This is a genomic window from Streptomyces sp. RK9 (assembly GCF_045070545.1).
Classification (GTDB): domain Bacteria; phylum Actinomycetota; class Actinomycetes; order Streptomycetales; family Streptomycetaceae; genus Streptomyces; species Streptomyces alboflavus.
This window is the reverse complement of record NZ_CP173704.1, coordinates 1,745,100-1,756,941: the sequence shown is the minus strand read 5'-3', so window position 1 is coordinate 1,756,941 and position 11,842 is coordinate 1,745,100. Positions and strand designations below refer to the sequence as shown.

The 11,842-nt window shown below is 69.3% G+C and carries 15 protein-coding genes; 13 read left to right on the top strand and 2 right to left on the bottom strand.

Annotated elements, in window-relative coordinates; translation table 11 throughout:
• Positions 1-4 precede the first annotated feature (4 nt).
• The gene (locus AB6L24_RS28095) at positions 5-529 is read right to left on the bottom strand and encodes a hypothetical protein (protein ID WP_405659746.1); all 525 of its coding nucleotides are present in this window, start codon (positions 527-529) and stop codon (positions 5-7) included.
• A gap of 104 nt (positions 530-633) precedes the next feature.
• Between AB6L24_RS28095 and AB6L24_RS28090 the strand changes: the two genes are divergently transcribed.
• From AB6L24_RS28090 to AB6L24_RS28065, 6 genes are read left to right on the top strand one after another with little or no spacing between them, the layout of a single operon-like run.
• A complete protein-coding gene (locus tag AB6L24_RS28090; RefSeq protein WP_405659744.1) occupies positions 634-1,299 on the top strand; it encodes a hypothetical protein in 666 nt (221 codons plus the stop codon).
• Positions 1,300-1,318: 19 nt separating this feature from the next.
• The gene (locus AB6L24_RS28085) at positions 1,319-2,332 is read left to right on the top strand and encodes a major capsid protein (protein WP_405659742.1); all 1,014 of its coding nucleotides are present in this window, start codon (positions 1,319-1,321) and stop codon (positions 2,330-2,332) included.
• Positions 2,329-2,535: a hypothetical protein gene (locus AB6L24_RS28080; protein WP_405659739.1), complete on the top strand. Its 207-nt coding sequence runs from the start codon at positions 2,329-2,331 to the stop codon at positions 2,533-2,535. Before AB6L24_RS28085 ends, AB6L24_RS28080 begins: the two co-directional genes overlap by 4 nt.
• 4 nt (positions 2,536-2,539) lie before the next feature.
• Positions 2,540-2,935 (top strand): hypothetical protein, encoded by a 396-nt coding sequence (locus tag AB6L24_RS28075; protein ID WP_405659737.1) that lies wholly within the window; start codon positions 2,540-2,542, stop codon positions 2,933-2,935.
• On the top strand, positions 2,935-3,255 hold the full coding sequence (locus tag AB6L24_RS28070; RefSeq protein ID WP_405659734.1) for a hypothetical protein: 321 nt from the start codon (positions 2,935-2,937) through the stop codon (positions 3,253-3,255). Before AB6L24_RS28075 ends, AB6L24_RS28070 begins: the two co-directional genes overlap by 1 nt.
• Positions 3,252-3,605 (top strand): hypothetical protein, encoded by a 354-nt coding sequence (locus tag AB6L24_RS28065; RefSeq protein ID WP_405659732.1) that lies wholly within the window; start codon positions 3,252-3,254, stop codon positions 3,603-3,605. Before AB6L24_RS28070 ends, AB6L24_RS28065 begins: the two co-directional genes overlap by 4 nt.
• Here the strand turns inward: AB6L24_RS28065 and AB6L24_RS28060 are convergent.
• Complete coding sequence (locus AB6L24_RS28060; protein WP_405659729.1) at positions 3,602-4,189, bottom strand: HNH endonuclease; 588 nt, start codon at positions 4,187-4,189, stop codon at positions 3,602-3,604. The genes AB6L24_RS28065 and AB6L24_RS28060 overlap by 4 nt on opposite strands.
• A gap of 38 nt (positions 4,190-4,227) precedes the next feature.
• Between AB6L24_RS28060 and AB6L24_RS28055 the strand changes: the two genes are divergently transcribed.
• The 7 genes from AB6L24_RS28055 to AB6L24_RS28025 are packed head-to-tail and all read left to right on the top strand — an operon-like array spanning position 4,228 to position 11,822.
• Positions 4,228-4,659: a minor capsid protein gene (locus AB6L24_RS28055; RefSeq protein ID WP_405659726.1), complete on the top strand. Its 432-nt coding sequence runs from the start codon at positions 4,228-4,230 to the stop codon at positions 4,657-4,659.
• Positions 4,660-4,673: 14 nt separating this feature from the next.
• Positions 4,674-5,219 (top strand): phage tail tube protein, encoded by a 546-nt coding sequence (locus AB6L24_RS28050; RefSeq protein WP_405659724.1) that lies wholly within the window; start codon positions 4,674-4,676, stop codon positions 5,217-5,219.
• On the top strand, positions 5,219-5,698 hold the full coding sequence (locus tag AB6L24_RS28045) for a hypothetical protein (RefSeq protein ID WP_405659722.1): 480 nt from the start codon (positions 5,219-5,221) through the stop codon (positions 5,696-5,698). Before AB6L24_RS28050 ends, AB6L24_RS28045 begins: the two co-directional genes overlap by 1 nt.
• Complete coding sequence (locus AB6L24_RS28040) at positions 5,695-5,892, top strand: hypothetical protein (RefSeq protein ID WP_405663383.1); 198 nt, start codon at positions 5,695-5,697, stop codon at positions 5,890-5,892. The genes AB6L24_RS28045 and AB6L24_RS28040 overlap by 4 nt, the downstream gene beginning before the upstream one ends.
• A 57-nt stretch (positions 5,893-5,949) precedes the next feature.
• Complete coding sequence (locus AB6L24_RS28035; RefSeq protein WP_405659720.1) at positions 5,950-8,010, top strand: hypothetical protein; 2,061 nt, start codon at positions 5,950-5,952, stop codon at positions 8,008-8,010.
• Positions 8,011-8,032: 22 nt separating this feature from the next.
• The gene (locus AB6L24_RS28030) at positions 8,033-10,180 is read left to right on the top strand and encodes a hypothetical protein (RefSeq protein WP_405659718.1); all 2,148 of its coding nucleotides are present in this window, start codon (positions 8,033-8,035) and stop codon (positions 10,178-10,180) included.
• Positions 10,143-11,822 (top strand): right-handed parallel beta-helix repeat-containing protein, encoded by a 1,680-nt coding sequence (locus tag AB6L24_RS28025; protein WP_405659715.1) that lies wholly within the window; start codon positions 10,143-10,145, stop codon positions 11,820-11,822. The genes AB6L24_RS28030 and AB6L24_RS28025 overlap by 38 nt, the downstream gene beginning before the upstream one ends.
• Positions 11,823-11,842: the final 20 nt, after the last annotated feature.

The window sequence follows — 11,842 nt, the reverse complement described above, 5'->3', positions numbered from 1 at the left end:
AGCGTCACTCCAGCGCGATAGCAGTGATGACTACGGCCACTTCGGCGAGAAGTAGAAGCATCGCCGCCTGCAAGGCCACAGCCATACGCCTTATCTTCTTCTTGTTCGCATCGAGGTAGTCCCTCATTTTTTCGATGAGCCATCGGCTGATCGGCTTTTCCGCCGCCGCCGGCGCGTCTTTCGGTGGGTCCACGATCTCTACCACAGTGTGGCCGTATTTCATTTTGACCGGCCACAGGACGAACATGACGAGAAATCCCTGCACTGCAATCAGAGCAAGCATCACCCAGGCCGCCCATTGAGGGAAGATTACGTTCTTCTGCGCATCAAATCGCAACAGCCCGACCGACGTGGAAAACGTTACGACGAGTGCAGCCGTCGCCAGCATTGCACTGGCACGGGTGCGCAGATTAGTCACTGTCCGATCCTGGGCCGCGAGCAGGATCTTAGCCATTTCATAACCCAGCTTGAGCCGCTCGTCTTCTTGCGGCCCGGGGGATACGACGTCCTGCTGCTGCGGGTCCGACATGAGGATCACCTCATTGCCCCCTGAGGTACACACCTCCATCATCCTCCGCAAAACCACTTCCCGCCACGGGGCTTCTTTTCGATTCAATTGAAAGGGAAACGAATATGCGCGGACTTCCGATTCAGCCACGCAGCGGTGTGCGCGCCGTCGGCTTTCGCCAGGACGGCCGCCCGATCTGGCCGATCAAGGGCGGCTCGGGCGAGGGCGGCGATCCGGGTACCGACCTCGGCAGCCCGCCTGCCACCGACCCCACGCCGCCCACCGCCGCCCCGGCCGCCGAGCAGCATCTCGCCGACGTCACCAAGCGCGCGGACGAGGCCGCCGCCGAGCGCGACCAGTTGCGGGCCGCGCTGGACGCGGTGAACAAGGCACTCAACCCGGGCGCCGAGCAGGGCGGGCAGGACCCGGCTGCGCTCGCCGCTTCGGTCGCCGACCGCGACAAGCAGCTCGGCCAGGCCGCCGCCGACCTCCGCGCGGCGCAGGTCGAGCTCGCCGCCTACCGAGCCGCCGCCGCGCAGGGCGCGCGGGCCGACCGACTGCTGAACTCCCGCAGCTTCGCGGACACGCTCGCCGCGCTCGACCCGGCCGACGCCACATTCGGTGATCAGCTCGCCGCCACGATCAAGACGGCGGTCGATACCGACCCCGACCTGTACCGCGCCGTGGTCACTCCGGCGCGCGGCGGGGCGGAGTTCAACGGTGCCCCGGCGGGCGAGCGCCGTGCCGCTTCCCTGCACGACGCCGTCGCCGTCCGCATGAGCGGCGGCTGAACGACCAAGGAGAACCGATTTGCCCACCTCTCTTGCTGAGGCGCGGAACAATGCCCAGGACGACGTCGACGTGAACGTGATCGATGAGTTCCGCAAGTCCTCGGACATCCTCGACCGGCTCACGTTCGACAACGTCGTGTCCCCGACCGGTGGCGACACCCTGACTTACGGATACCGTCGCCTGATCACGCAGCGCACCGCGGACTTCCGCGCGCTGAACACCGAGTACGCCCCGGCCGAGGTCGAGACCCGCCGGTACGACGTCGAGCTCGCGCCGCTCGGCGGTAGCTTCCGTATCGACCGGGTAATCGCCCGTATCGGCCCGGCCGCCTCGGGTGCGGTCACGCTCAACATGCAGCAGCTCATCAAGGCGGGCCGCGCGAAGTTCGCCGACGCTGTGATCAACGGTGACAAGTCCGTCGAGACCAACGGGTTCGACGGGCTGTCGAAGATCCTCACCGGCAGCTCGACCGAGTACCTGCCGCTGAACAACGGCGTAGCCGCCGGGTTCGTCGACTGGACAGCGATCAACGACAAGGCCGCCGCGCTGGTCGCGCAGACCCACATCGACAACTGGCTCGCGACCCTCGACGACACCCCGGATGTGATCTACGGCAACCGCAAGACCTTGAGTCTCTTCAAGCGCATCGCGGCGTGGTGCGACCAACTCGACAAGAGCACCGACGCGTTCGGCCGCCCCGTCATCGCGTACAACGGAATCCCACTCCTCGACCTCAAGAGCAAGGCGGGCAGCAACGCCGACGTGATCGGCCTCCTCGCCCGTGACCCCGACGGCGCCGGAAGCGGTGGCAACGTGACGGGACTCGGTGATCTGTACGCGATCCGGTACGGGCTCGACGGATTCCACGGCGCGAGCGTCGGCGGGGGCGCCCCTCTGGTGTCGACATGGCTTCCCGAGTTCGACCGAGCGGGCGCGGTCAAGACCGGCGAAGTCGAAATGGGTCCGGTCGCCCCCGTGCTCAAGGCAACGAAAGCAGCCGGAGTCTTCCGCAACATCAAGAGCGCGGCGTGACGCCCATGAAGATGCGCGTCACTGCGCCCTTGGACGGATTCAACGGCGAGGGTGTCGGCGGACTGCTGTTCGTCGACGGCACCGCCACCACCAGCGACCTCGCGATCATCGGCTACTGCCAGGGCGCCGGGTACCGCGTCGAGCCCCTCGACGGCCAGTCGGACGAACCAGCGGGCCGTTCCGCTGCCCGTAAGAGGGGGTGAGCCGTTGGCGCGCCGCCCCTACGCCACCCCCGAGCAACTCGCCGCACGGCTCGGCGAACCCGCCCCGGCGGACGCCGTACGGCTGCTCGCCCGCGCGGGCGAGGACATCGACTCGGCGCTGCTGACCGCCCTCTACGGCGTCGATGACGACGGCAACCCCACCGACCAGACGATCGCTGACGCGCTCAGTGACGCGTCTTGCGCGCAGGTCGAGTACTGGATCGCGACCGGCGACGACGGCACCGGGGCGGGCGGCGTCTGGGACTCCGTCTCGATCGGCCCCGTGTCCCTGTCCGGGCGGGGCAGGACCGCGTCGACCGCGGCGGGCGTCGAACTCGCTCCGCGCGCCGAGCGGGCGCTGCGCCGTGCCGGGCTCACCCCGCGCCGGGTGATCGCGTGATGAGCCGCGTCCCCCGCTTCCTGCTGCGGCATCGCGTCAGCGTCGAGCCGTATCTCGGCGACTCCGCGTACGGCAAGCGCTATGGGCCAACCGTCGCCGATGTGCCCGCGCTCGTCGCCGAGACCGTGCGCCAGGTGCGTGCGCCCGACGGGCGTCAGGTCATCTCGACTGCGCAAGTCGTCACCGATCCCGGCCTCGTCTGCCCGGTCGGCTCCCGCCTCACCCTGCCCACCGGACGCACCACGACCGCAATCGCGGTCGCGCACCACACCGCACCGGGGCTTCCGGTCCCGGCCTGTACGGAGGTGAGTTGCGAATGAGCCCCCAGCGCGCCCGCCTCACGTTCAACGGCGACACAGCCCTGCGCGCTACCCGCGAGGGGGCCGTGCGCGGTCTGCTGCTCGGCGCCGAGCACGTCCTCGCCGAAGCCCGCAAGCTCGTGCCGCTCGACGAGGGCACCCTCGAACGCTCCGGCACCGTGTCCGTGGACGAGCAGGACCTGACCGCCGCCGTCGCCTTCGACACTCCATACGCGGTGCGGATGCATGAAGAACTCTCCTACCGGCACGCACCCGGACGGTCCGCGAAGTACCTCGAAGGGCCGATGACCGCCGAAGCCCAGGTAGTTGCGGTCATCCTCGCCGCACAAATCCGGAGGGCATTGCATTAGATGGGGTCGCCTTCAGCCCATCGCTCGACAATGCCACGGCCCTTTTCTGTAAGCAACACAATCTTCGAGTTGAGCTTTTCATCTAGCTCCATTAGGTCAAGCCCTCCACCATCTGGAGCAGGAACAAGCAGCTCAATTATCCCGTCATCGAGCAAGTTCCCAACAGTCCACCACATGTCCATATTCATTCTCGGCATAGCCAACCCGTTGCTCCATCCCGGATTCCTGAACACGCCTTCGACGTTCCCGTCGGCGACTGCCTGCTTAAGCCTGAGATGCTGACGAACAAAGGTACGAAGTAGCTGTTGCTCGATGTCGGTGTACCTGCCGTTCATTATCTCAAGATTTTCCTTGTACTGGAGCATCGATCGCCGGTCGATTTCGCCGCAGTCAAAACGCGTATGGCAGGTTGGGCACAGTGCGATCAAGTTACCGAAGGAATGTTCCTTGACCTTCACCCAAGGTGTGATGTGCGCCAATTCAACAGGGGTCTGCCTACATGTAGGTATGGCACATCGGTGGCCAGCCTCCACAAGTACCGCTCTTCTTAAGGATGTTGGGATGTTGGGTCGATGCTGCGCCATAGAGGGTGAGCCTACGGACTAGGAAGGATGTCTGCCCGATGAGCTTCCTCACTGAGACCATCGACGGTCTCGCGCGGCTGCTCGCCGAGCACCAGGTCGCCTCCTACCGGCCAGACGCGGTGTACTCGGCGGGCGAGACCGCCATCACCGACACCGTGATGCCCGAGCAGCCTGACCGCATCGTCTGTCTGACCGTCTATGCGATCGAGGAGTCGGCCGCCCTGACTGATGCCGTGTTCACCGTGCAGGTACGCACCCGTGCCGGGCCGGACCCGCGCGAGGTCGCCGCCCTCGACGAGCAGGTATTCACCGTCCTGCACGGTCTGCGGCGCCTCGCCCTCCCCACGGCCCGGATCACGCTCGCACATCGCGTCTCGGCCGCACCGATCGGCGCCGACGCGCTCGGCCGCCTTGAGCGCACCAGCAACTACCAGCTGCGCGGCCACCGACCGCACCCGTACCTCGAATAGGAGGACCTTCCCCCTTGAGTACGCCCACTCCCCCGGCCGAGACCGAGACCGCCCTCGCGCGCCGGTACCGGCTGGAGTTGAACACCGGTACCGCTGCCGCGCCCATGTGGAGTCTGGTCCCCGGTGTCCAGGAATTCGCGCCGAAGGTCGAGGCGACGCAGCAGAAGAGCAGCACCTACGACGACGAGGGGTGGGCCGACTCCACAGTGACCGAGCTCGCGTGGTCCATCGAGGCAAAGCTCGCCCACCGGTGCCACCCCGAAACCCGCGTCTTCAACGCCGCCCAAGAGCGGCTGCGTGTCGCCGCCGAGTCGTTCGGTGCGGCCAGCGTCGTGCACGTGCGCTACTACGACCGCGAGGCCCGCCCCGAGGCCTACGAGGGCCGCGCCCTGGTTACGTGGGAGCCCGAAGGCGGAGCCTCCGACGACCTCGACACCGTGAAGGTAACGATCACCGGGAAGGGACCCCGCAAGTCGATCCCCAACCCCGCCGCCGGGACGCCCGGCGCTCTCGTCGCCACCGACGAGCCACCGGCCACTACGAGGAAGGAGGCCGCATAGTGGCATGTGAAGCCATCGACGAGTTGCTCAACGAACCGTTGGTCCTGCCGATCGGCGGGCGCCGCTACACCGTGCCCGCCCCGTCCGCCGACGCGGGCATCCGCGTACAGGCCCTTATGCGGGCTGCCGCTGTCGTCGCGAACGGCGGCGACGTCGATGCCGAACTCCTCGGCAACGCCGATGAAGAGGCCCTGTACCGCGATCTTCTCGGCACCGCCTACGCCTTGATGCGGGCCGACAAGGTCAGCTTCCCTGCGCTCAAGGCAGCCGCGCAGACCGTGATTGCGTGGATCATGCACGACAAGCAGACAGCCGAACGAGTGTGGGCTGCGGGCGGCGACCCAAACCGGCTGACCCCGCCCAACCGAGCCGAGCGCAGGTCGGACGGGGCGAATACGACGAAGAGTCCGGCCTCTGGGAGTGGTACGAGTACCCGCCCGGCACCGCCCCGCGCCAAGCGCCGGGCACCGCGTCGCTGACCTGGTCCCAACTCTTCGACCTGTGGCCGCTGATCGAAGCGGACCTGCACGAGGTGTACGGCGTGGACGTCGGCGACCCCCACCTCATGCGCACCCGCACGTGGCGATGGCTGCGCGTACGGATTCTCGGCCTGTTGTCGGCCGACTCCCGCCTCGCCCGCCACCTCGCACCACCTGAGACGCCCGCGCGCTAGCCCGCCTCCGAGCAGGCCCGCGCCCACCACCTGACACGTGACGGGAGGTGGGCGCCCGTGGCGTTGCGTATTGGCGAGCTCTTCGGCGTCATCGACCTTGACGACAGCGGAGCGCAGCGCGGGATCGCCCGCACCGAGGCAGGGCTCACCGGACTCGTCCGTGCCGCCGACGGGCAGTTGCGGGACCTACGTGGCAGGTTCACCGCTCAGGGTGAGGCGGCGGGCGACTCACTCGGCGACGGCGTCCGGTCCGGCGCGCTGCGTGCTGCAGCCGGCCTGGGGGTACTCGGTGCCGCCGTGCCCGCGGTCGCCGCCGCCACGGTCGCGCTCGGCGGACTCGCCGCGGGCGCCGCCGCAGCGGGGTTGGCAGTCAGAGCGTTCTCCGCTGCGGTCGGGCCGCAGATGGACGGCGTAAGAGAGGTCGCAAAGCTCGCCGAAGAGGCGGAGAAGGCTGCGGCCGAGGGCGCCGCCGATGCCGCCGAGAAGCAACAGGCCTACACGGCCGCGCTCGCCGAGCTGCCGCCCGCGACGCAGCAGACGGCACGCGCGTTCCTCGGCCTGAAGTCGGACTATCAGCAGTGGTCGGACGCGCTCAGCGCCACGACAATGCCCGTCGTCACGAAGGGCATCACGACCCTGCGCAGCCTTCTGCCGACCCTGACCCCCTTCGTCGAGGCGGCGGCCGGTGCCTTCTCGTCCTTCCTCGACGACGTCGAGGAAGGGGTCGAGTCCGCTCGTTTCAAGGAGTGGGCGAGCGAGACCGCCGCCGCATCCGGGCCCGCGCTCCGGGACCTCCTGTCCGTCGTCAAGAATCTCGGCGTCGGGTTCGGTGGCCTGCTGCAAGCCTTCCTGCCCGCGGCCGAGGGCGTCACCGGCGGACTCGTCGACATGTCCGGCGCATTCGCCGACTGGGGCAGCAACCTCGACGGCTCCGAGGGGTTCGAGCAGTTCCTCGCCTTGGCCGGCGAGGGCGGCGAAACCCTGGGGAGCCTTGCCGGGGCCGCGCTCGACCTGCTAGTCGCTCTCGGCCCGCTGATCGGCGTGGGTACCCAGATCGCGCTCGTCCTGGCGCAGATCGTCAGCGCCACGCCCACCCCCGTTCTGACCGCTCTTGCTGTCGCCATCGGCGCGGTGACCGTGGCCTCGAAGGCTTGGGCCATCGCGCAGACCGTCGTCGCGGTCCGCAACCGGATCTGGACGGCATCGCAGTGGCAGCTCAACGCGTCCATGTACGCGTCACCTGCGTTCTGGATCATCGCGGCGATTGTCGCCCTGGTCGCCGCCGTGGTGCTCATCGCCACGAAAACGGACTGGTTCCAGCGTGCGTGGTCGGCCGCGTGGGGGCTCATCCGGTCCGCGGCGAGTGCCGCGGTCGCCGCCATCGACACCACGCTCGCCTGGTTCGGCAGCTTGCCGGGCAAGGCGAGCGCCTGGTTCGGTGGAGTCAAGGACGCCGCGACCGAGAAGATCACCGCCTTGACGTCGTGGCTCGGCGGTCTACCCGGCCGTACGGCGTCCGCCCTCGCTGGGCTGCCCGGCTCGCTCCGCGGCGCAGCCTCCCGCGGCTTCCAAGCCTTCCGCTCAGCCGCCGGACAGAAAGCCGCCGCCTTCCTCGGGTGGGTGCGCGGCCTCCCCCGCAGCATCGCCGCCGGAATCGGCTCCCTCGGAGGGCTGCTCCGCGGGCACGGCCGTGACGTCGTACGCGGTCTGTGGGCCGGTATCCGCTCCATGGGCGGATGGCTGAAGAGCACGATCACCGGATGGGCGAAGAGCGTCATCCCGGGCCCGGTCGCGCGGGCCCTGCGCATCGGTAGCCCCTCGCGCCTGATGGCGGACGAGGTGGGCCGGTGGATTCCCGCGGGCATCGTCGCCGGTATCGAGTCGGGCGCCCCGGCGGTCGACCGCACCATGCGCAACCTCGTGACCACCCCCACCCCCGGACAGGCGACAGCTGCCGCTGTTGCGGCACAGACCAGCGCCGTAACCGGTGCGGCGGGTGCGGGGGGCGGGCGTCTGGTCCTCGACGTCACCGGCGCCGACGCCGAGTTCAAGCGGCTCATCCGCCGGATGGTCCGCGTCGACGGCCGCGGCAGTGTGCAGACCGCCTTCGGCACCTGAGTAGCAACACGGGGGTGAGTCTGTGGCGTTTCCCGACACCCCGCTCGGCGTGCGCGTCGAGCTGCTGCTCGATGCCGTGTGGGTGGACATCACCCCGGACGTCTACACCGAGTCCCCGATCACGATCACGCGCGGGCGCCCGGACGAGGGTGTCCGCACCGACGCGTCCTCGTGCGCTTTCGTCCTCGACAACCACACGGGCCGCTACTCGCCCCGCAATCCGCGCTCGGACTTGTACGGGCTGCTGGGCCGCAATACTCCCGTGCGCGTGTCCGTGGCCCCCGCAGGGCCGGACGGCCCTCGGTTGGTGCGCTTCGTGGGCGAGGTCCCGGCGTGGCCCGTGCGCTGGGGCACCCCGCACGACGTCACCGTGTCCGTACAGGCCGCCGGCATCCTGCGCCGCCTGGGCCAGGGCGCGGCTCCTCTCCACTCCGCGCTGCGGCGGGAGTTCACCCACCCCTCGCGCACGAGCGTCGTCGCCTACTGGCCGCTCGAAGACGGCCCGGATGCCTCGGAGTTCGCTTCCGCGCTGCCCGGCGCCGCACCGATGCGCGTCAGCGTCCCCGGGGTGCGCCCGGCCGCGTACAGCGGGTATGCGGCCTCCGATGCGCTGCCCACGCTCGGCGAGGGTGCGCTCACCGCCACCGCGCCCCGCTACAAGCTCACCACCGAGACCGCGCTCCGCGTGGTCGTGGCGATCCCCCAGACGCCGCCCGAGCGTGAGATCCCGCTGTGCACCGTGGCTACGACCGGGCTCGCCGCCCGCTGGACCATCACCCTGCGCCCCGACCAACGACTGTCCATGTACGCAACAGCGCTCGGCGGTCTGGAGTTGGTGCGCGTGATCGGCGGTGGCGACACCCTCGCCGGACGTCGCCTCACGCTTGGCCTCGACCTCAACGACCGCGGCATCGCCACCGATTGGCGCCTGTACTACCTCGACATCGACGCGTACACACTGAGCGGCGGGGGCCGTGTGCCGCAGTGGTCCGGCACCACCGTGCCCGGTGCGCATGGCCGTATCACGCACGTCAGCATGGGCGGCGGCACCTCCGGCGAGCTCGCCGTCGGTCACATCGTCCTCGCCACCCGGCTCGACGCCTACGCCAACACCGGGTCCGCCATGGTCGCGTGGGCAGGCGAGGGCGTGGGCGCGCGCCTTGAACGCCTCGCCCGCGAGGAACAGATCCCGCTCGACTCCACCGGCCGATCAGGCGCCCTCGCCACACGCGTGGGCGCGCAGCGAGTAGCCGCGCTTCTCGACCTGTGGCAGGACGTCACCGACGCCGACGACGGCCGCCTCTTCGAACCCCGCGACCGGCTCGGTCTGGCCTACCGCACCCGCGCCACCCACTACACCCAACCCATCAAGCTCGCCCTCGACTACGCCGCCCGCGAGGTCAAGGCGCCCCTCGAACCCGTCGACGACGACCAGGCCGTACGGAACGACATCACCGTGCAACGGTCGGGCGGCTCCTTCGCCCGCGCGGTGCGCGAGGACGGCCCACTATCTGTGCAGCCACCCCCGCAGGGCATAGGCCGGTACGCCGAGCAGCTCACCCTGGCCCTGGCCGACGACGCGCAGTGCGCGCACGTCGCCTGGTGGCGGCTGCACCGCGGCACCTGGGACGCACCCCGCTACCCCGCCGTGTCCGTTGCCCTGCACCAGGCGCCGCACCTCGTCGGCCCGGTGGCCGCGGTCGACGTCGGCGACCGCCTCACCATCACCCACCCGCCCCCGTGGCTCCCGCCCGAGCGCGTCGAGCTGCTCGTCGAGGGCTACACGGAAGTGCTCGGCGCCCGTACCTGGGAGATCGAGTTCACGTGCTCGCCCGGTGGGCCGTGGCTGGTCGCCACAGCCGACCACCCCGAGTACGCCCTCGCCGGCCCCGACGCCGTCGAGCTCGCCGCCGACGCCGACACCACCACCACGCGCCTCACCGTGCGCACCACCGCGGGCCCGCCCTGGCCCACGAGCACACAGTCGCCCGGCCTGTACCCGGTCGCGGTCCGCATCGGCGGCGAACAGCTCGACATCACCGCCGCCATGCCCGGCGCGCGTCCCGATGAGCAGATCCTCACTGTCACCCGCGCGACCAACGACGTCGCCCTCCCGCACCGCGCGGGCGCCGATGTACAGCTCGCCCGCCCCGCGCTCGTCGCCCTGTGAAAGGAGGCCGCCTCTGTCCACACCCATTGATCAGTGGGTGCCCGGCATGCAGGTCACGGCCGGACGCCTGCAATACATGCTGGAGCGGCTGTCCGAGTCGCTGACCGTCACCTCGTACGGGGCCACCGGGTCCGGCACAGTCGACGACGCCCCCGCCATCCAAGCCGCCCTGACCGCCGTGAAGAAGGTGGGCGGGGGATGGGTCATCGTCCCGCCCGGCACCTACCTCCTGGCCAGCCTCCCCCTGCGCATCTACCGCAACACCCGCTTGACGCTGCTGCCGGGCGCCCGCTTCGTGCGCGGCATCGCCGAAACGATGCTGCTCAACGGTGACGCGAACCAAGGCTTCGGCGGATACACCGGGCACGGCAACATCACCGTTGAGGGCGGCGTGTGGGACTGCCAGGGCGCCGCCCCCGGGCTGAAGTCCGCCGCCATGTGCATCAGCATCGGCCACGCCCGCGACATCACCATCCGCGACCTCGAAATACGCGACGTCGCCGGCTACCACGCCATCGAGCTCAACAGCACCAAGCGTGCGTTGGTCGACAACTGCCGCTTCCTCGGCTACATCGACACCGGCCAGCGGGATTTCAGCGAGGCCGTACAAATCGACTTGGCCAAGAGCAGCGGCGTCTTCGGCGGCTTCGGCCCCTACGATCACGTGGCTTGCGAGGACATCACCGTCCGGAACTGCTACTTCGGCGCGTCCGGCACCGCGGGCACGACCGCATGGCCGCGCGGGGTCGGCTCGCACTCGGCGACCATCACCCGCTGGCACCGCCGCATCAAGATCGCAGAGTGCACGTTCGAGGACCTCCCGCAGTACGCCGTCTCGGCCTACAACTGGGAAGACTCCAGTGTCACGGCATGCACGTTCCAGGGGTGCGGCTCCGGGGTGCGCCTGCGCACGGTCATCCTCACGGACAAGGAAGACACCAAAACCCCCGACGGAACGCAGACCAACGCCTCGCAGGACATGAGGAATCTGGCCGTCACCGGCAACACGTTCCGCAGCGGCACGGGCTACGACGACGTGATCACCGCCCTCGGCGAAACGTCCGGCCTGATCCTGAACCTTGCCGTCACCGGCAACACCATCGACGGCAACAGCAAGGGACAGAACGGGATCCGCGTCCAGCGCACCAGCCGCTCGACCATCGGCCCCAACGTGATCACCAACGTCAGCGGCACGGGCATCTCGGCCGGTGACAGCGGCAACCTCACCGTGACCGGCAACCAGTTGTGGGGTGTCGACGCCAACGGCATCGCGTTGACCCGCTGCGATCACTCCAGCGCGACCGCCAATCAGGTCCGCGAGATCGGCCAGACCGGGCTACTCGTCTCCGACGGCAACGACATCCAGCTCAAGACCAACTACGTGCGGGCGCCCGGTCGGGCCAAGACCGCCATGTACTACGGCATCCGGATCTCGGCCCCCGCCTCGTCGGTCACCGTCACCGGCAACAAGGTCCGCCCCTACGGCAGTGGCGCCGAGGCCATCCACGCGTTCTCGGCCGAGCAGAACGTGACCTTCCTCCACCGCTACGGAAATGACTTCCGCGGCTCCACATGGACCGGCAACGCCGCCATGAACGACAGCTCGACGTCACCGAGCACGTCGGCCGCCGACCTCACCTGACCCCGCTCCGCCCCGTACGC

Excerpts from the sequence above, each read along its gene's own strand:
- AB6L24_RS28095 (WP_405659746.1), bottom strand. The coding sequence starts at position 529 with ATGTCGGACCCGCAGCAGCAGGACGTCGTATCCCCCGGGCCGCAAGAA.
- AB6L24_RS28090 (WP_405659744.1), top strand. The coding sequence starts at position 634 with ATGCGCGGACTTCCGATTCAGCCACGCAGCGGTGTGCGCGCCGTCGGC.
- AB6L24_RS28060 (WP_405659729.1), bottom strand. The coding sequence starts at position 4,189 with ATGGCGCAGCATCGACCCAACATCCCAACATCCTTAAGAAGAGCGGTA.
- AB6L24_RS28055 (WP_405659726.1), top strand. The coding sequence starts at position 4,228 with ATGAGCTTCCTCACTGAGACCATCGACGGTCTCGCGCGGCTGCTCGCC.
- AB6L24_RS28070 (WP_405659734.1), top strand. The coding sequence starts at position 2,935 with ATGAGCCGCGTCCCCCGCTTCCTGCTGCGGCATCGCGTCAGCGTCGAG.
- AB6L24_RS28025 (WP_405659715.1), top strand. The coding sequence starts at position 10,143 with ATGTACAGCTCGCCCGCCCCGCGCTCGTCGCCCTGTGAAAGGAGGCCG.
- AB6L24_RS28065 (WP_405659732.1), top strand. The coding sequence starts at position 3,252 with ATGAGCCCCCAGCGCGCCCGCCTCACGTTCAACGGCGACACAGCCCTG.